Origin of the sequence: Pseudomonas sp. CCI3.1, assembly GCF_034313985.1 — a bacterium.
Taxonomy (GTDB): domain Bacteria; phylum Pseudomonadota; class Gammaproteobacteria; order Pseudomonadales; family Pseudomonadaceae; genus Aquipseudomonas; species Aquipseudomonas psychrophila.
The window spans coordinates 1,423,860-1,443,464 of record NZ_JAVIWO010000001.1; the positions used below are offsets into that span (position 1 = coordinate 1,423,860).

The following is a 19,605-nucleotide window of genomic DNA, read 5'->3' on the forward strand; positions in this document are numbered from 1 at the left end:
AGCATTTCAATCATTAGCACAGCAAATTCGTGTGGCCTGACGCCTAGCGTCGACCGATAGGCTCAACCACTTGCAAGGCAAGATTGCCTTTGTGCGAGCCCAGTTTGACCTTGAACGAAGGCACGCCATTGGCGCGCATTACCAGTTCATCTTCCAGCTCGATCGGGATCACGTCCCCGGGCTGCATGTGCAAAATGTCCCGCAGTCGCAATTGACGACGGGCCACCGTGGCACTGAGCGGCACGCTGACATCGAGTACGTCTTCGCGCAGAGCCTTGCTCCAGCGCTCGTCCTGATCGTCGAGGTCGGACTGGAAACCGGCGTCGAGCATTTCCCGTACTGGCTCGATCATCGAGTACGGCATGGTCACGTGCAGGTCGCCGCCGCCCCCATCGAGTTCGATGTGGAACGTAGAAACCACAATGGCTTCGCTGGGGCCGACGATATTGGCCATGGCGGGGTTAACTTCCGAGTTGATGTACTCGAAATTGACTTCCATGATCGCCTGCCAGGCTTCCTTCAAATCGATGAAGGCTTGCTCCAGCACCATGCGCACCACGCGCAATTCGGTGGGGGTGAATTCGCGGCCTTCGATCTTGGCGTGACGGCCGTCACCGCCAAAGAAGTTGTCTACCAACTTGAACACCAGTTTGGCGTCGAGGATGAACAGTGCCGTGCCGCGCAACGGCTTGATCTTGACCAGGTTCAGGCTGGTAGGCACATACAGCGAATGCACGTACTCGCCGAACTTCATGACCTGCACCCCGCCCACCGCCACGTCCGCCGAGCGGCGCAGCAGGTTGAACATGCTGATACGGGTGTAGCGGGCGAAACGCTCGTTGATCATTTCCAGGGTCGGCATGCGGCCCCGGACAATACGGTCCTGACTGGTCAGGTCGTAGCTTTTGACACTGCCGGGCTCGGCAGCTGTTTCGGCCTGTACCAGACCGTCATCCACGCCATGCAACAGCGCGTCGATCTCATCCTGGGACAGCAGGTCTTGCACGGCCATGTCGTGATCCTACTGCAATACAAAGTTAGTAAAGAGCACCTGATCGATAACCACTTTTCCGAGTTCTTTCTGTGCGACTTCCTGCACGCTGGCTGTCGTTTTCTGGCGCAGTATTTCTTGACCCACTGGCGTTGCGAGGTCGTCAAAGGCCTGCCCGGAAAACAGCATTACCAGATTGTTGCGAATGACCGGCATGTGCACCATGAGGGCTTTCAGATCGCCAGCATCGCGAGCCTGCAAGGTCACGCTCACTTGCATGTAACGCTGACGGCCATTGGCGGTGTAGTTGACGACAAAGGCCGGGGCCATGGGCTCATAGAGCGCGGGTAATTTGACGGTGCTATCCACTTGCGGCACAGGCTCGCTCTTGGGGCTGTGCATGAAATACCAGGTGGCACCTACGGAAAGACCAATCGCCAGCAGCACAGCCACGACGATCAGGATAATCAGCTTGAGTTTGCCTTTGCCGGCCGGTTCACTTACCGCGTCGCTCGTCGCCATGCCAATAATCCGTCACTATTTGGTTTTCACAGATGCTGGGGTAGGCACAGCAAGTGTTATGCCAGAAGCAGGACGGTGGGTGACTTTGTGGGAGCGGGCTTGCTCGCGATACAGGCTATGGGGCGCTACCGTTACACCGCGCAGCCCGCTCCCACAGGATTTGTACTCAGGCGTAGTAATCCACTGCACTGGAGCCCAGAACTACGCTTGGCGTTACCGCCGCGACCTTCGCTGGCTCGTCATCAATGACGCTGCCCAGCCGCTGGCCATCGCTCCTCCTGCGGTCCTGTTGCTCCTGACCCTGCTGCCCCTGCCAGTTGCGCGGCTGGTCGGACACGTTAACGTCCACCTGCCCCATGCCCTGCTGCGCCAGCATGTCGCGCAAACGGTGCATCTGGCTGTCCAGCGCTTCGCGCACTCCCGCATGACCACTGACAAAATTGACCTGCGCCGACTGATCGGCGGCAATGTTGACCCGGATATCCAGGCGCCCCAGTTCCACCGGTTCCAGCTGGATATCGGCGGATTTGAGGTTGGCACTGGACAAGTACATCACACGATTGACCACTTCTTCAGACCAGCCACCCTGGTGCATGGCCAAGGGCTGATTGACCGGCAGCGCATTCACGGTTTTGGGCACTGCAGCCTGGGTGAGTGCCGCCAGGCGGTTGGCGAAGTCATCGACCCGCGTATCGCTGGACGTGCTTTTCAGATCCTTGAGGCCGTCTTCGAGCAACCCTTTAAAGGCCTTCTCGCCGCCCTCGCCGGTGGCCGGCTCGTCGGCCTCCCCATCGACCAGCATAGCGATGCCGCTGGCTTGCCCCTGAGCCACGGCAGGCGTGCTTTCACTCGGCTGGTTTTTGACCGGGCTCTGGCTGCTGGCCGATACATGCCCACCCTGCTCCATCGCCAGGCGCACAGCAGGCATCGCGTCGAGAGGGTCTGCCTCGGGGTCGAAGGTGTCGTCGGCGGCCGGCTGCAACTGGGGCTGTGCTTGAATAACCTGTTGTTGTGCGGCTTGTATCTGTGCAGTAACCGGCAACTCAGGTGCGGCCTCAACAACCGGCACGGAAGCTGCCGTCACAGGCTGCGGGGCAAGCGGATCGACCACTGCCATGTCATCGCCCGACTGGCCAGCACTGTCATCCTGATCGGTGATGGCTGCATCCTTGGGCTTGCCGCCAGGCAAGGTGTTGCCGCTATCGGCAACCGAGAGCGCCGGGTCAGACGCCTTGGCATACACCTTGGCAAAGGGCTGAGCCTCAGGCCTGGCAGGTTGCGCAGGGTTGCCCGCCGCTGCTTTGGGGGCAGCGGCGGCAGTTGTCTGAAGCAGAGGTTGGGCGGCAACGGGCATTAACGGGTCTCCGCTGTACGGCTGGCATGGGTACAGGTCAGAGAGTCAGAGCAAGGTTCGGGCCAGCTTTTGAAGAATCAGCTGACCGCGAAATGCGACGGCCCGGAGCGATGGCGCTCGGCGCGATAAAGTCGCCGTACCATCTGGTATTCGTCATCGATCTTGATCACCAGCTCCTGGATACCGGCCAGTTGCCTCTTTTGCGCACGCTCTTCAAGCAGGCCGCACAAGTGCGCCAAACGAATGGCACCCATGTTGCTGCTGCTGCCTTTAAAGCTGTGGGCTACCAGTGTCAGATCGCCGGCTTCGCGAGTGTTGTGCAGTTGGCCAATGCGCTCTTCGGAGTCAGATAGGAAGGTATCCAGCAAGTCCACAAAACCTCCCTCCATCACGTCGCGCAATGCATTGACCACTTTCGGGTCCATATGAATGTCAGACACTTGTTCACTCCTTGATCAAGAATGGCCGGATTATGCCAGACCCCCCCATGAAAACTCTACGGTCGCACTACGACCATCAGGGGCCCAGCGGGCTGCAGGGCACAGTTGACGTACCAGACTCACGCCACGCCCCGACAGACGGTCTGCATCAAGGGGTCTGGCCATCACTTTGATGACATCAAAGCCGGCACCACTGTCTTCAACCTGGATAAGAACCCGCCCGCTCTCCCCGATCGGTTCGACCTGCAACGACACCCGCACAAATCCGCTTTTAAGTGTCGCCAGACGCTCCCTGCGCTGCTGGTAGTAATGGGCAAATCCTTCTGTATCGCGCTTGAGCCGAGAATCGAGCCCCAGCACACCGTGTTCCAGCGCATTACTGTAAAGCTCGGACAGCACGGCATGGATCACCGCCCCCTGGGTACGCAACCCATGAACTTCCATTAGCAACTGCAGCAGGAAAGGCAGTGGATTGAACTGCTTGAGGGTTGATGCCCGAAACTCGAAACTGGATGACCAGTCCCGCGGGCTGCATTGGCCGCTGTCTGAATAGACGATGGCCGGCACGCCCAAAAACTGCGGCAGCTGGGAGGTGATCTGCACCATGCTCACGTCATCCCGGGCCTGCCCCTGAAAGTCGCGCAAGGCCTGTTCGACCTCTGCAATCAGTTGCAACGGATGACGATTGGCATCGAGCACCCGCTCCAGACGCTCGACCCCGAACAACTGCTGATCCGGACCACAGGTATCGATCACACCATCGGTTAATAGAAACACCTGATCGCCCGGCTGCATCGGCCACACTTGGGTGGCATGGTCAAACGCGTCAGCACGCAACACACCCAATGGCAGGTGTTGCGAGGTCAATGCCATACGCTTCCCGCCAGCCTGCAAGTAGCCGTCGGGCATCCCGCCATTCCACACCTCGACACTGCGGCGCTGGGCGCTGATACACAGCAACGTGGCACAGCAATACATATCGACGGGCAGGATACGCTTAAGTTTGGCGTTCATTTCACGGAGGATTTCGGCCAGGCCATAGCCTTTGGCCGTCATGCTGTAAAACACTTCGGCCAGCGGCATTGCGCCAATGGCTGCCGGTAAACCATGGCCGGTGAAATCAGCGAGCAGCAGGTGGGTATCCCCTGCGGGAGTGTAAGCCGCCAATAGCAGGTCGCCATTGAACAAGGCATACGGCGATTGCAGAAAGCGGATATTGGGTGCATCCAGGCAGCCCGAGTGCGCCACCCGATCAAAAACAGCCTTGGCTACCCGCTGCTCATTGAGCAGGTAGTCGTTGTGCTCGGCTATCAAGTCACGCTGCTGCAGCACGGTTTGCTGCAACCGCCGCAAGCGCTCCATTGAACGGCTCAATTGATATCGAACAGCTTGTCAAAATTGGAAATACCGAGAATCTTGCGCACATCCGGACTGCTGTTGACCACGCGGATATCGGAATCATCACCGCCCACATGTTCACGCAACAGCAACAACATGCCCAGCGCCGAACTGTCGAGGTAGGTCGCATCTTTCAAATCCACGATCACGCAGACGGGCCGCGGTCTCAGCTCCTCGTAGGCACTGCGGAATTCCTGGTGTTTGGCGAAGTCAAAACGGCCCTTGATTGCGATTGTCAGCTTGCTGCCATCTGCGGAGACTTCAGACGTCACTGCCATATGGATACTCCCGTGGTTGACCCAGCAACTATAGACGCTTTGCGTGGGAGCGGGACTGGGGGTCAGTACACGTCTTTACGCGGCAGCCGCTGGGACAACTCGTCCATCAGTTTTTGCTCGCGCTTGTCTTCGAGCTGGCGGGCTTCGTCAGCGTAGCGCTGGACCAACTTGCGCAGCCCCTCAACCCGCGCATACGCCTGCTGCCACGTTTCGCGGGCCTTATTGAGGTTGTTCTGGTGCCACACCAGGCTTTGGCGCTGCTGGCCGACGGCCGTCTCCAGCTGGCTGAGGAAGTATTGGTAGTTGCGCAACCATTGACCCGATACGCCCTGGCTGCCGCGATCAACCCATTGCGACTGGTACTCGCCACGGAAGTTTTCCAAGTCGCCCAGTTTGCTGTTGGCCAGGTTGACCTGCCCTTGAAAGTGCCCCAATCGCTGGGCCGCAGCCTTCTCGGTCTTTTCGGCCATATCTACCACGGGCGCCAGGCGCGCCGCTCTTGAATCTGCGCCCATCGTCGATTAACCGCCCGCTGCCGGAGCGAAGATGCTGCCCAGATGGCCGCCACTCTCGGCCAGGCTGATATTGTCGTTCAGCCCTTGGCGCAGATACGCCACCATCGCCGGCTGCAAGGCAATCGCAGTGTCGGTTTCACGGTCGCCACCCGGCACGTAGGCGCCCACGCTGATCAAGTCCCGTGCCTGCTGGAAGCGCGACCACAGCTGTTTGAATTGCTGCGCCCGGCGCATGTGTTCTTCCGTCACCACCGACGGCATGACCCGGCTGATGGACGCTTCAATGTCGATGGCTGGGTAATGGCCTTCTTCGGCCAAACGCCGAGACAGCACGATATGACCATCAAGTACGCCTCGGGCCGAGTCGGCAATCGGGTCTTGCTGGTCATCGCCTTCAGACAACACGGTATAAAACGCGGTGATCGAACCGCCACCCGCTTCAGCATTACCGGCCCGCTCCACCAGTTTGGGCAGCTTGGCGAACACCGAAGGCGGATAACCCTTGGTGGCAGGCGGCTCACCAATGGCCAGGGCGATTTCTCGCTGGGCCTGGGCGAATCGGGTCAGGGAATCCATCAGCAACAGGACATTCTTGCCCTTGTCGCGAAAGTATTCGGCAATCCGCGTGCAGTACATGGCCGCACGCAACCGCATCAGTGGCGCGTCATCGGCAGGCGATGCCACCACCACCGAACGCTTGAGGCCTTCGGTGCCGAGGATATGCTCGATAAATTCCTTGACCTCACGACCCCGCTCACCAATCAGGCCCACCACGATAATGTCGGCCTCGGTAAAGCGGGTCATCATCCCCAGCAGCACACTCTTGCCCACGCCCGTACCGGCAAACAGGCCCAGACGCTGACCGCGACCCACCGTCAACAACCCGTTGATACTGCGAATGCCCACGTCCAGCGGCACGCTAATGGGGTCACGTTTGAGGGGGTTGATGGTGGGGCCGTCCATCGGCACCCAGTCTTCGGCCTTCATCGGGCCTTTGCCGTCCAGTGCACGCCCGGCGCCGTCGAGAACCCGCCCCAGCATGCTCATGCCCATCGGCAAGCGGCCATTATCGGCCAGGGGCACCACACGGGCGCCCGGCGCGATCCCGGCGACGCTGCCCACGGGCATCAGGAAGATTTTGCCACCGGAAAACCCCATCACCTCGGCTTCGACCTCCACCGGATGAAAGCTGTCGTCGTTGATCACCAGGCAGCGGCTGCCCATGGCGGCGCGCAGGCCTTCAGCCTCAAGGGTCAGGCCGACCATGCGCAGCAAGCGGCCTTCAACCACCGGTTGCACGGGCAAAGTCACGGCCGGGGCATAGGTGCTCAGGCGCTTGGCAAAGCTGGTGCGCTTAAGGTGCATCGAGGTCGATGTCGATATCAGGCGCCGCCGGGTGCAGTGCCTGCTCGTGGAGCTGATCGAGCAACTGGCTCATGGCCTGCTTGATGCGGGTTTCGATACTGGCATCGATCCGGCTGTGCTCGGTTTCAATGCGGCAACCGCCGGGCTGCAGGGTGTCATCTTCAACAATTCGCCAGTGCTCGTCGTGGCGCTCACGCAAGGCTTTGATCTGATCGAAATCCTGTGGATTGATAAACAGCCGAATGTTCTCGGCGCCCATCGGCAAGAGCTTCAAGCCCTCGCGCAGCACTTTCTCGATCTGGGTCGAATCGGTTTTCAGTTCACGCTGAATCACTTGCCGGGTCATGTGCTCGACCAGCCCGACCATGGCTTTTTCAAGCTGCTGGTCCTGCTCGGCAAGGGGCGCCAGCAGGCTACTCATCAACCGTTCAAGGCTGGCAACCTTGGCGCTCAAGGCGACTTCGGCTTCCTGGCGAACCTTGAGCTGAGTGCTGTGAAAGCCTTCTTTCTCACCCGTGGCGAAGCCTTCGTTCCAGGCCTCCTGACGAATGCTTTCGAGCTCTTCAAGGGTCAGCGGCTGGACTTCATCCAGCGGCACTTCTTCGCTCTCCACCGGCAGCTCTTCGACCGGTTCGGGCTCAGGTTCTTCGGGCTCGCGCCAAGGGTCAAAGCTGGGCAACCCCCATACATCGAAGGCACCTACATCCTTGGCACGGATCACATCACCGGGAGACTCGCCGCTGCTCACTTAGATCATCTCTTCGCCGCCCTTCCCGCCGAGAACAATGTCTCCGGCTTCGGCCATTCGGCGGGCGATGGTAAGGATTTCTTTCTGCGCGGTCTCAACATCGCTGACGCGAACCGGGCCTTTGGCTTCCAGGTCGTCACGCAACAGTTCGGCAGCCCGTTTGGACATGTTCTTGAAGATTTTTTCCTGCACGTTTTCGTCGGAGCCCTTGAGCGCCAGTACCAGCACGTCCGAAGACACCTCGCGCAACAGCGCCTGGATGCCCCGATCGTCGACGTCGGCCAGGTTGTTGAACACGAACATCAGGTCTTCGATCTGACCGGACAGGTCCTCGTCGATATCGCGAATGGAATCCATCAACTGGGCTTCCATCGAACTGTCGAGGAAGTTCATGATGTCGGCCGCCCGCTTGACGCCACCCAGAGAGGTGCGCGCCGCATTGGAGTTGCCGGAAAACTGCTTTTCGAGGATCTGGTTCAGCTCTTTGAGCGCCGCCGGCTGCACGGTATTGAGCGACGAAACCCGCAGGATGATGTCCAGACGGGCCTTCTGGTCAAAATGACCCAGTACTTCACCCGCCTGGTCCGGGTCCAGATACGCCACCACAATGGCCTGGATTTGTGGATGCTCGAAGCGGATCACATCGGCCACTGCACGGGGCTCCATCCACTTCAGGCTGTCGAGGCCACTGGTGTTGCCGCCCAACAGGATGCGGTCGATCAGGCCATTGGCCTTGTCTTCGCCCAGGGCCGAAGTGAGCATTTTGCGGATGTAGCTGTCCGAGCCCACACCAAGGCTGGTCTGGTCGCCGACGATTTCGACGAACTCGCTCATCACCTGCTCGACCTGCTCACGGTGCACATTGCGCATTTGCGCCATCGCCACACCCACCCGCTGGACCTCTTTAGGGCCCATGTGGCGCAGAACCTGGGCCGCGTCGGACTCACCGAGGGACAGCAGTAAAATTGCCGCCTTGTCGACACGGGTCAACTTGGCGTTGGCAGCGGCGCGGTTATCACTCATCGGCATTGATCCACTCTTTTACTACCTGGGCCACACGACCCGGATCTTCTGCGACCAGACTTTTGATGGCGTTCAACTGAGCGTCATAGCCTTCGCTCGGGCTTGGCAACATGATGCTTTGCGGACCGCTGAGGCTGACACGGTCGTTGGCCAACTCACGATCCAGTCCCCCCAGGCTGCCCATCTCGGCATCGCTGCCAATGCCTGCCACTTGCTTGTTGCGACCGTTGCCGGTGAGGTTGTTGAGCACCGGGCGCAACACACCAAACACCAGCACCAGAATAAACAGCACGCCCAGTACTTGTTTGACCACATCCCAGAACCAGGGCTGCGAATAGAACGGGATGTCGGCGATCACTTCGGCGCGCTCGGTGGAGAACGGCACGTTGATCACGCTCACACTGTCGCCACGGCTGGCATCAAAACCCACGGCGTCCTGCACCAGACGGGTAAAGCGCGCCAACTGATCAGTGGTCCACGGCACCTGGGTGATTTCACCGTTGGCCGGGTTGACGCTGATCTTGTCGTCGATCACCACGGCCACCGACAGACGATTGACCCTGCCCTGCTGCTGCTTGGTATGGCTGATGGAGCGGTCCAGCTCGAAGTTGCGGGTCGACTGCGAGCGCTTGTCTGCCGGGTACGGAGCCAGCATCGGCTGGCCCGTGCCCGGGTCCATGATTTGCTGACCGTTGGCATCGAGCAAAGGCTGACCCGGCTGGATCATGCCCGCTGCGGCTGCACCCTGACCGGCTTGCTGCGGGGCCGTGGCCGGGCTCGGCGGCTGATTGCTCAAGGCACCGGGCACGCCTTGCGGGCCGTTGCTGGCAGTGCGCTGCTCGCTGGTGGATTGTTCGCTGCGCAGCGCCGGTTGATCGGGGTTGAACTGCTCGGAGGTGGACTCCACTGCACTGAAATCCACGTCGGCCGACACTTCAGCCTTGTAGCGGTCATTACCCAGCACCGGCTGCAGGATGTTGTGCACACGCTGGGTCAACATGCCTTCCATGCGGCGGCTGTAGTCGAACTGCTTGCCAGCCATGGTCAGTTCGGAGTTTTCACCCTGATCCGAGAGCAGGTTGCCCTTTTGATCGACCACGGTGATCTGGGACTTGCTCAGTTCAGGCACGCTGGTGGCGATCAGATTGACAATCGCCAGCACCTGACCCGGCTCCAGCGAGCGGCCCGCATAGAGCTCAACCAGTACCGAAGCGCTGGGCTTGCGCTCATCACGCACGAACACCGAGCTTTTCGGGATTGCCAGATGAACCCGCGCGCCCTTGACGTTGTTGAGGCTGGAAATGGTGCGCGCCAGCTCCCCTTCCAGACCGCGACGATAGCGCGTGGCTTCCATAAACTGACTGGTGCCCAGGCCCTGGTCCTTGTCGAGAATCTCGAAACCGATATTGCTGTCGGTAGGCGAAACACCTGCGGCGGCCAACTTAAGGCGGGCACGGGAGATGTCGTCGGCCTTGACCAGCAAGGCACCCGAGTTGGGCTCAACGGTGTAGGCAATGTCGGCGGCGGCCAGGGTTTCCATGACCTGTTTGGCATCCATACCGGCCAGGCTGCCATACAGCGGCCGGTAATCAGGTTGCTGGGACCACAACACAACGGCAAAACCAATCGCCACGCTCGCCGCCAGACCGACCATCAGGCCGACCTGACGCAGCATGGTCATGTCGGCCAGGTTGTCCATAAAAGACAAGCCAAACAGCGGCGACTTGCCGCCGGCTGAGCCTGCTTGGGCCGGAACGTTATCCGGGAGTGCATCTGCCATGACTTGATATCGCCCTTAAACCGGCATCTGCATGATGTCTTGGTATGCCTGAACCAGCTTGTTACGGACTTGGGTCAACGCCTGGAAAGAAACGCTGGCCTTCTGGGAAGCGATCATCACATCCGTCAGGTCTACACCGGTTTTGCCGATCTCGAATGCGTTCGACAACTGGCTCGATGCCTGCTGCGTATCGCTGACTTTATTGATTGCGTTGCCGAGCATGTCGGAAAAACTGCTGGCACCCGCTTCAGGAACGGCCTGCACAGCCGATTTAGGCTGAGCCATTGCGTCCATCTGCATGGCCCGCATGTCCAACATCAATCGATTAAATTCAATACCTTGGCTCATGGACAACTGCCTCCGACGACCCGCATTTTTTTGACACTTTCACAGCGCTTACCGAGGTATAGCAACAAGAGTGCCAGCTCTTTGTCGTTCTATAACTATTAACGTTACAAAACGTCGCAGGTAAAACGTCACTCAACCCTGTGGGAGCGAGCCTGCTCGCGAAGGCATCACCGTATGCACCTGGTAAACGCTTCGCGAGCAGGCTCGCTCCCACAAAACAGGAGGCGACCTGTCAACCTGAAGCAAACAGATAAGCCTCAACATCCATCCCCGCATCGCGCATCTGCGCCAGCTTGTAGCGCAGGGTGCGCGGACTGATGCCCAGGCGCTCGGAGGCTTCCTTGCGCCGACCACGCTCGGCACGCAAGGTGTCGATGATCATCTGGAACTCACGCCGGCGCAGATCATCGCCCAAGGCCCCTGCCGGCTCCATGGCATCGACCGGCAACGGTTCAATACGCGACAAAGACGGCAAGGGCGCGCAAGCCACCGGCCCGGCCAGGCAAAAATCTGCCGCCTGGATCATGCCGCCCTGCTGCAAAATCAACGCCCGCTGAATCGCGTTATCGAGCTCGCGCACATTACCGGGCCACGAGTAAGCGCTCAGGCACGCCTGTGCATCCGCCGAAAACCTTACTGCGGTGTGCTTCATTTTACTGATGTACTTGGCCAGCAGCCGCTCAGCCAAGGGCAGGATGTCGGCGGTACGTTCGCGCAGCGGGCTCCAGGCCAGCGGAAACACTGAAAGGCGATAGAACAGATCCTCGCGAAACCGCCCAGCCGCCACTTCGCCCGCCAGATCACGGTTGGTGGTGGCGACTACGCGGATATCCAGCACAATCGGCTTGCGCCCCCCCACTCGTTCCACTTCACGCTCTTGCAGCACACGCAGCAGTTTGGCCTGCAGACCCAAGGGCATCTCGGAAATTTCATCGAGCAGCAAGGTGCCGCCATCCGCCTGCTCAAACTTGCCGGCCTGGGCCGCAATGGCACCGGTAAACGCGCCTTTTTCATGACCAAACAGCGTGGCTTCGAGCATGTTGTCGGGGATGGCCGCGCAGTTGATCGCCACAAACGGCTGATCAATTCGACGGGAATGCTGGTGGATGTATCGCGCCAGGACCTCCTTACCGGTACCTGACTCACCCGAGATCAGCACCGTGGCATCACTGCGCGCCACCCGCGCCGCCAACTCCAATAGCTGCACACTGGCCGGCTCAACCGCCACCGGACCTTCTGTGTCCGCCACACCGAGACTGCCCAGGGCATGGCGGGCCACCAGATCGAGCAAGGCCCTGGGCTCAAACGGCTTGACCAGATAATCCACCGCCCCTTGGCGCATGGCGTCCACCGCTCGCTCAACGGCGCCGTGGGCCGTCATCAGCAACACCGGCAATTGCGGCTGACTGGTGCGCAGGCGGGCGAGCAACTGATGGCCATCCATGCCCGGCATATTGACGTCACTGATCACCAGACTGAACGCTTGCGACGTGACCGCCGCCAGTGCTTCTTCCCCCGAGTTGACCGCCAGAAAGCCGTGACCGGCCAGCAATAGCGTGTCCGCCAGCGCTTCGCGCAAGGCATGATCGTCTTCGACCAACAGCACGTTAATTCGCATCACCATCAGTTTGCCTCCGCCACACCGGGAATCAGCGGCAAGCTGAGCAAGGCGCACGTGCCACGCCCCAGCCGCGAACGTAATTGCAATTGGCCCTGATGGGCCCGCACCACCGCGTTGACCACCGCCAACCCAAGGCCGGTGCCGGTCGCTTTGGTGGTGAAAAACGGCTCGCCCAAACGTGCCAGGACTCGAGGTTCAATACCCGTGCCACTGTCGCTCACACACAGCCTCAGGCTGTTATCGCGACGGTATAAATGGACTTTAAGCCGCACCTGCACGGCCCCGGTTTGCAGGGCGTTTTCGATCAGGTTCAGCAGCGCGCCGACCAGGGTGTCGCGATTGCACAGCAACTGGCCGGTATACGCGTCGCACTGCCAGCGGATTGGCACGCCCTGAACATGGGTTTGGGCGGCGGCCTGCAGGGTTTGCATCAGGACTTTGGGGCTGACCTTATCTGTGAGCGGCAACTCACCCCGGGCAAACACCAGCATGTCGCGTACTTGGTGCTCAAGCTCATGCAGACGCTCCTTGAGGCGCCCGGCAAAACGCTGCTGGGTTTCCAGCGGCAGCGCCTGCTCAGTCAAATGACTGGCGTAAATCAGGGCCGCCGAAAGCGGTGTACGAATCTGGTGGGCCAAGGAGGCCACCATCCGTCCCAAAGACGACAAACGCTCATGGCGGGCCAGTTGATCTTGCAGGCGCCGGGTTTCTGTCAGGTCGTTGAGCAATACCAACTGCCCCGGCTCGGCATCCAGCGAGCGGGTGGCAATCGACAGGCGCCGGCCGTCCTTCAGGGAGACTTCGTGACCATCGTCTTCGCGGGGTGCAAAGCAGCGGGCAATCACATGGCGCCACAACTCGCCTTCCAGCGGCAGGCCCAATAGCTCGCAAGCCGCGGGATTAGCCTCGCGCACCCGTCCGCGATCATCGATAACGATGACTCCACCCGGCAGCAGATCAAGAAGGTTTTGCAAGCGATTGGCCAGCCGCTCTTTTTCCGCGAGTTCGGCCATGCGCTGCGCGCTGACCACCGCCAGCTCACCGGTAAGCTCCGAGACGCGGGCCTGGAGCAGGCTGTAGGGATCAGCAGCGGAGGATAACTGGAGGGCGGCTTGAGACATGGTGCGTTCTCGCTTGGCTGACCGTCATAAAACGGTTCGTTGAACCAAGCGAAGCAATACCCGTGCCTGATAGGGGTGAATGGCAGAGGTAAGCGCTCCGTAGCAGCTGACGAACTCCGCGAGGCTGCGTCCGGCGGCGAAGCCGTCGTAATCACGAGCACTGCTTGCAGCCAGGGAAATCTCGAATTCAGATTTTACGGTTGCTTCGCAACCGAACGCAGCCTCGTTCCTTCGGCAGCTGCTACAAGGATTAGCGTCAATCGTCAGCCTGTTCTTCGCCTTCACGACGGCTCATGCCGTACTTGCGCATTTTTTCCACCAGGGTGGTGCGACGAATCCGCAGGCGCTCTGCCGCGCGGGCGACGATGCCATTGGCGTCGTCGAGCGCCTGCTGGATCAGGCCTTGCTCCAGACCACCAAGGTAGTCCTTGAGGTCCAGCCCTTCGGGCGGCAGCATCGCGTTGGCGCTGGCGACGAAGTCGGTACTGACATTGTTGATTGCCACGCGCTCTTCCAAGTCGCTGCGCAGGCTGTCGACCATCTGCTCGTCTTCGTCGTCCACATAGCGGAATTTCTTGGGCAGTTCAACGACACCAATCACGCCATACGGGTGCATGATCGCCATGCGCTCCACCAGGTTGGCCAGCTCGCGAACGTTGCCCGGCCAAGCATGACGGCACAGCGACATGATGGCGGCAGAATTGAAGCGGATAGAGCCGCGCTTTTCGTGCTCCATGCGCGAAATCAGCTCGTTCATCAACAACGGAATGTCTTCGACCCGCTCGCGCAGGGGCGCCATTTCGATCGGGAACACGTTGAGGCGGTAGTACAAGTCTTCGCGAAAAGCGCCGACTTCAATCATGCTTTCGAGGTTTTTGTGGGTCGCGGCAATGATCCGCACATCGGCGGACTGGGTCTTGTTACTGCCTACACGCTCAAAGGTCCGTTCCTGCAACACCCGCAGTAGCTTGACCTGCATGGGCAGCGGCATGTCGCCGATTTCATCGAGGAACAGCGTGCCGCCATTGGCCAGTTCAAAACGCCCGGCGCGGCTGGTAATTGCCCCGGTGAAGGCGCCCTTCTCATGCCCGAACAGCTCGCTTTCGAGCAGCTCGGCAGGAATCGCCCCACAGTTAACGGGTACAAATGGCGCGTCACGGCGCTTGGAGTGGTAATGCAGGTTGCGTGCAACCACTTCCTTACCGGTCCCGGACTCGCCGAGGATCAAGACGCTGGCATCAGTGTCGGCCACTTGTTGCATCATCTGGCGCACGTGCTGAATCGCCCGGCTGGTACCGACCAGACTGCGAAACAGGTTGGGCTCACGATGGCGGCCGCGCTCACGGGCCTGGTCATACATCTCGCGATAGACCTGGGCACGGTGCAGGGAATCAAGCAATTTGCTGTAGCTGGGGGGCATTTCGAGGCTGGACAACACCCGGCGGCGTTGGTCGTCAGGCAGGTCGACCGAAGAAACTTCACCTAAAAGCATGATCGGCAGGAACTCATCCCACACAGCCAGTGTCTTAAGCAAGCCAGAAAGACCACCCGCAGTGCTCACGGTGCCTACAAGCACGCAGAGCACTTCACGGCTGGACGGCAAGACTTTGACGGCTTGCTCCCACTCGTGGCTAGGGCTGGCCAAATTTTCTTCGCCAAGAAAATTCAGAATCACCGCCAGGTCGCGGCGGCGGACGCTATCGTCATCGATCAGCAGAATTTTGGTTTCACGCCACATGCAATAGCAACTTCCCTAGTCAACTCAATGCCCCGGATGGCAGGACATATGTAGACGCCCTAACCCTGTTGGATATCTAAGACGACTGAATACAGAATAACGTGCTAGTTAAGTCAAAAAACTGTGCAGAGTCAAATTTATGGCGGTTTAAAACGCAATTAACCACATAATCTTTAGGCCTTAACCGAATAGATGGTAAACCTTTGACGCATTTTTTGCTTGATTGATCTGCCCCATTTGCTCAACGACTGACTGACGCTCATCAGTCGCGGCTTCCAGCAGCATGCGATACACCACCAACAGCCCTTCCAGATTCTCGCGCAACACCGCCTCATCCAGCGGCGCCTCATCCAGAACACTCTCGACACATACCCGACACGCCGAGTCCAGCTCGCCGATGGCATCCCAATTGCGCTCGGCCAGAGCGTCAATCAGCGCTACGCGGGTTTCTTGAATTCGTTGCAGTTGGCTCATGGCGCACTCCTCGGGCTTATTGCGGGGCAATGGCATCCCAACCACTTTTTACAGTGATCAGCAGGCGAGCCACTTCATCGATGATTTCAGGGTCGTTCTTGGCATTGGCCTGGGTCAAACGCACCGTCATGAATTCATACAGGCTGTCCAGCTGCTGCAGCGCTTCCTTGTCATCGGTCTTGTCTTCATCCAGACCCTGACGCAGGCCGGTGATGATGTCGATGGCCTTGGTGATCAACATGGCCTTCTGCGGGATATCCCCACGGCTCATCGCGCCTTTGGCCTGGGCCATACGATCCAGACCGCCTTCCATCAGCATTTGAATCAAGCGATGGGGGCTGGCTTCGGAGATTTGAGCGTGGGAATTAACCTTCTGGTACTGACGAAGGGCGCGCATCGGGTTCATGTTTCGACCTCATTACGGTGACAGGCAAAAATGGCGGGTTCTTGATCTTTTTATCGACAGAAGCGGCCAAAGCTTTAGTGCCAAGGCCGGGCAAAATCAGTCGGATTTAGGATTATTCAAGGAGTTGAGCGTGGTCATGATGCTGGAGCTGCTGGCGTTGATTTTGGCGATCAGACCGTCCATGGCCGTGTATTTGGCGGTCAGGGTGCTTTTCATGGATTCCATACGCCGGTCCAGATCCGCTTGCTGAGTGGTCAGGGTGGTCAGCTTGGTGTTCAGATCCGTGGCCCGCGCCGCCAGCAACCCGCTGCTGCCGACATAGCTTTCGGTGGCCTTGGTCATACGGGTTATCAGGCCGGTATCGCCGGTAAACACCTTGGCAATCTCGATTGCACCATTGGGCGTTGCAACCGCTGCTTTCCACTTGGTGTCATCCAGGGTCAACAGCCCGGTTTTCTGATCGGTACTGATGCCCATCTGGGACAGGTTGCCGACACTCGACGTACCCGAGTTTTGCAGCAGCTCGCCGCGCAAACCGTTGACCAGCTGACGCATCGACGCGTCACCCGTCAAGGCACCTGCAGTGGTGGTCGCGGCATCACCGGTGGCGGTGACCTTGGTCTGGGTGTTGATGCTGGTCAGCAGCGCGTTGTAGGCCGTGACAAACGACTGTACGGAGGTTTTCAGAGTGTCGGTGTTGGAGGCCACGGTGATGGTGGACGCCTTGGTATCGAGCAACTCAAGGGTCACGCCACTGATGGCCGAAGTGATCTTGTTGCTCGACGACTCCATGACGATGTCATCGATGGTGTACTCGGCATTCACCGGCGCTTTACCGGCGTCATATCCGGTGGCCAGCTCCGAATCACCGCTGACGGTGATATCGGTGCCCTTGCCCGTGGTCTGCGAGCCGATCACCAGCCGCGAGCCGTTGGCATCGGTCAGAACGTTGGCGCTGATGCCCTTGGACTGCAGCTGCGTGTTGATCGCTTCACGGGTCTGCTGCAGGGTCGCGCCAGCCTGGATCTTGACGTCATAGCTGTCACCGGACTGGGAGATGGTCAGGGTCTGGTCTTGCTCGCTGGAGTTAACCGACGCCGATGCGCCCCCTTCAAACACCTTGCTGGTGATTTTTGATGCGGTCGCCAACTGAGTGACGTTCAGCGCGTACTTGCCGCTGGACGCCTTGTCATCGATGGTGACTTTAGAAATTTTTTCGTCATTGGACGAAGCGGTCAAACCGTTGAAGCTGGAAACGCTGTTGAGCTTGGCAATGGCCGTGCGATAGGTTTCGAGCGAAGCTTTTACCGTGCCCACAGCGGACAGCTGAATCGTGGTGTCTTTTTGTTGCGCAGTAATCTGGCTTTGCTTGGGCGCTTTTTCAGCATCCACCAAGGCTTTCACAATCCCGATGGTGTCAAAACCCGAGCCGACACCGGTAATCGTTGAACTGGCCATCTGTATTCTCCTTGTACGGTGGCTATCGCTTTATTGACGAAGCAAGTGCCAAGGCTGCAGGCAGCTTCACATTTCGTGCCACCTTCAAGTACCAAACGCTGAAAAAACAAAAGGGCACGTAAACGCGCCCTTTTGTTCTCAACCAAACGCTGAAATTACTGAAGCAATTTCATGACAGCGGAAGGCAGCTGGTTAGCCTGGGACAGGATCGCGGTGGAAGCCTGTTGCAGGGTTTGTTGCTTGGTCAGCTCGGCAGCTTCGGAAGCGAAGTCAGTGTCCTGAACGCGACCCAGTGCAGCGGTAGAGTTCTCGGAAATGCTTTGCAGGTTGGCCACGGTGCTGGTGAAACGGTTTTGTACTGCACCCAGGGCGGAACGTTGGGTGTCGATCTGCTGGATCGCGTCAGACAGGGCCTGGACGGTACGCTGGGAGTCAGCGGCGGTCAGGACGCTCAGGTTGGATACGGTGGTTTCTACGGTGGTGGCCTTGTTGGAACCGGTGGACAACCCAAGAGCGTCCAAGCCTGAACCTGCAGCGCCGTCCTTGATAGTAATGTCCTTGTTGGAGAACAATTTCAAAGTACCATCAGTGTTTTTGCTTGCAGTTACGCCAGTGCTGGCACTGTTAATCGAGGACACGATGGTATCAGTGGTATCACCCTTCTTGAACTTGACTTCAACGCCGTTCAGTTCGATAGAAGTGTCATCCTTCAACTTCGCTTGGGAAGTACCAGCCGACAAACCTAGCTGAGCTAGCGAGCCACCTGGAGTCGCGTTGGCCAGCTTAATATCCTTGCCGGCACCCGAAGTAATTGTGACACGGCCGCCAGTTATTTCAGCTTTAGCTCCCGTACCTGCCTCGGCTTTGATCTTGTCCAGCACAGCAGACATCTGATCACCCGCATTCCATGCCACTGCCTTACCATTTACAGAAATTCCACCAGCAGCAGCCATAGGAGTGGTAAGTGTAGGGGATGCAGCCGGTGTAGCAGGCGTATTTGCCGCAAGGCCACCCAAAGCAGCCATAGGAGTGCCTGCATTGTTGGCAAGAACAATCGCACTATCCGACTTTAAAACCAACTTCCCTGAGTCTACAGAAGCAGTAACGCCTGTATTAACAGTTTGATCATTAATCGCTCTCAGGGCTTCTGTGAGTACATTTGCACCGCCAGTAGAGGCAGTAGCTGCGCCAAACGAGATTGTTACATTATTGATTGTTAGCTTGTCAGTAGCTGCAAGCACAGCAGTATCAGTTACAGCAGCAGTCGCTGTTACTTTAGCCTGCGCTGGCGTAATCAAAGATGAACCAGTAGTAGTTGCAGCTAAACCTGTTAGCGCAGTACCGCTGGTACTTGCTTCACTGTAAGAACCCTTCAAAGCAGTAGCACTGATATCGCTCATACCAAACGAAATGGTCTGGTTGGCATCAGCACCCACCTGGAACGCCTGGTTCTGGAACGAACCGTCCAGGATGTTACGACCACCGTAGGTAGTGGTTTGTGCGATACGGGTCAGTTCACCGGTTTTCGCAGTAAATTCTTGTTGCAGGGACGCACGGTCGGCGTCGCTTTTATCACCGTTCGCGGACTGCAGGGCCAGTTCACGCAAACGTTGCAGAATGTTGGTCGACTCTTGCATCGCGCCTTCAGCGGTCTGCGCGATCGAGGTGCCGTTGTTGGCGTTGGCGATGGCAACGGTCATGCCTTTGGTCTGAGAGGTCAGACGGTTGGCCATCTGCATGCCAGCAGCATCGTCTTTGGCGCTGTTGATTTTCAGGCCGGAAGACAGACGAGTCATCGAGGTGCTCAGTGCATCGCCGGCTTTGTTCAGGTTCTTCTGAACGGTCTGGGACGTGATGTTAGTGTTTACTGATAAAGCCATGACGAAATCCTCATTGGATGAATACTGCGGCTTCCGGCCCTGGCAACCGCCGGGTGTGGCCTAGAGAACCTTCGTAATAGTTATCGTCGTCAAAGCGGGTTGCTTGAGGGTTTTTTTGAATTTTTTTACTGGCAGGAGGCCATCC

Annotated in this window: 17 protein-coding genes and 2 pseudogenes; all 19 read right to left on the reverse strand. The window is 58.7% G+C overall.

The window, feature by feature from the left end; translation table 11 throughout:
- Positions 1-43: 43 nt before the first annotated feature.
- Positions 44-1,012 (reverse strand): flagellar motor switch protein FliM, encoded by a 969-nt coding sequence (gene fliM, locus RGV06_RS06515; protein WP_019828822.1) that lies wholly within the window; start codon positions 1,010-1,012, stop codon positions 44-46.
- A gap of 9 nt (positions 1,013-1,021) precedes the next feature.
- Positions 1,022-1,513 (reverse strand): flagellar basal body-associated protein FliL, encoded by a 492-nt coding sequence (gene fliL, locus RGV06_RS06520; protein ID WP_019828821.1) that lies wholly within the window; start codon positions 1,511-1,513, stop codon positions 1,022-1,024.
- 166 nt (positions 1,514-1,679) lie between these two features.
- Positions 1,680-2,867 (reverse strand): flagellar hook-length control protein FliK, encoded by a 1,188-nt coding sequence (locus tag RGV06_RS06525; RefSeq protein WP_322149659.1) that lies wholly within the window; start codon positions 2,865-2,867, stop codon positions 1,680-1,682.
- 77 nt (positions 2,868-2,944) lie between these two features.
- Positions 2,945-3,307: an Hpt domain-containing protein gene (locus RGV06_RS06530; protein ID WP_019828819.1), complete on the reverse strand. Its 363-nt coding sequence runs from the start codon at positions 3,305-3,307 to the stop codon at positions 2,945-2,947.
- Between the two features lie 30 nt (positions 3,308-3,337).
- Positions 3,338-4,675, reverse strand: a pseudogene (locus tag RGV06_RS06535) (ATP-binding SpoIIE family protein phosphatase); the annotation flags it as partial.
- A gap of 2 nt (positions 4,676-4,677) precedes the next feature.
- Entirely contained in the window at positions 4,678-4,983 is a 306-nt protein-coding gene (locus RGV06_RS06540) for an STAS domain-containing protein (protein WP_019828817.1), read from the reverse strand.
- 62 nt (positions 4,984-5,045) lie between these two features.
- The gene (gene fliJ, locus RGV06_RS06545) at positions 5,046-5,498 is read right to left on the reverse strand and encodes a flagellar export protein FliJ (protein ID WP_019828816.1); all 453 of its coding nucleotides are present in this window, start codon (positions 5,496-5,498) and stop codon (positions 5,046-5,048) included.
- 6 nt (positions 5,499-5,504) lie between these two features.
- A complete protein-coding gene (gene fliI / locus RGV06_RS06550) occupies positions 5,505-6,863 on the reverse strand; it encodes a flagellar protein export ATPase FliI (protein WP_019828815.1) in 1,359 nt (452 codons plus the stop codon).
- Positions 6,853-7,611 (reverse strand): flagellar assembly protein FliH, encoded by a 759-nt coding sequence (fliH, locus tag RGV06_RS06555; RefSeq protein ID WP_019828814.1) that lies wholly within the window; start codon positions 7,609-7,611, stop codon positions 6,853-6,855. The genes fliI and fliH overlap by 11 nt, the downstream gene beginning before the upstream one ends.
- Positions 7,612-8,634, reverse strand: a complete 1,023-nt coding sequence (fliG, locus tag RGV06_RS06560) for a flagellar motor switch protein FliG (RefSeq protein ID WP_019828813.1) — start codon at positions 8,632-8,634, stop codon at positions 7,612-7,614. It lies immediately after the preceding gene.
- Positions 8,627-10,414, reverse strand: a complete 1,788-nt coding sequence (gene fliF, locus RGV06_RS06565) for a flagellar basal-body MS-ring/collar protein FliF (RefSeq protein WP_322149664.1) — start codon at positions 10,412-10,414, stop codon at positions 8,627-8,629. Before fliF ends, fliG begins: the two co-directional genes overlap by 8 nt.
- Before the next feature lie 15 nt (positions 10,415-10,429).
- Entirely contained in the window at positions 10,430-10,762 is a 333-nt protein-coding gene (gene fliE, locus RGV06_RS06570; protein WP_019828811.1) for a flagellar hook-basal body complex protein FliE, read from the reverse strand.
- Positions 10,763-10,994: 232 nt separating this feature from the next.
- On the reverse strand, positions 10,995-12,380 hold the full coding sequence (locus tag RGV06_RS06575) for a sigma-54-dependent transcriptional regulator (protein WP_019828810.1): 1,386 nt from the start codon (positions 12,378-12,380) through the stop codon (positions 10,995-10,997).
- A gap of 5 nt (positions 12,381-12,385) precedes the next feature.
- Positions 12,386-13,465: pseudogene (locus RGV06_RS06580) on the reverse strand (sensor histidine kinase); the annotation flags it as partial.
- 295 nt (positions 13,466-13,760) lie between these two features.
- Positions 13,761-15,242, reverse strand: a complete 1,482-nt coding sequence (locus RGV06_RS06585; RefSeq protein WP_198823076.1) for a sigma-54 dependent transcriptional regulator — start codon at positions 15,240-15,242, stop codon at positions 13,761-13,763.
- A gap of 180 nt (positions 15,243-15,422) precedes the next feature.
- Entirely contained in the window at positions 15,423-15,716 is a 294-nt protein-coding gene (locus RGV06_RS06590; protein ID WP_019828807.1) for a hypothetical protein, read from the reverse strand.
- A gap of 16 nt (positions 15,717-15,732) precedes the next feature.
- A complete protein-coding gene (gene fliS / locus RGV06_RS06595) occupies positions 15,733-16,122 on the reverse strand; it encodes a flagellar export chaperone FliS (protein WP_046809730.1) in 390 nt (129 codons plus the stop codon).
- A 96-nt stretch (positions 16,123-16,218) separates the two neighbouring features.
- Positions 16,219-17,580 carry a flagellar filament capping protein FliD gene (fliD, locus tag RGV06_RS06600; protein ID WP_322149666.1) on the reverse strand — a complete coding sequence of 454 codons (1,362 nt, stop codon included), beginning with the start codon at positions 17,578-17,580 and terminating at the stop codon, positions 16,219-16,221.
- Between the two features lie 155 nt (positions 17,581-17,735).
- Entirely contained in the window at positions 17,736-19,460 is a 1,725-nt protein-coding gene (locus RGV06_RS06605; RefSeq protein ID WP_322149667.1) for a flagellin, read from the reverse strand.
- Positions 19,461-19,605: the final 145 nt, after the last annotated feature.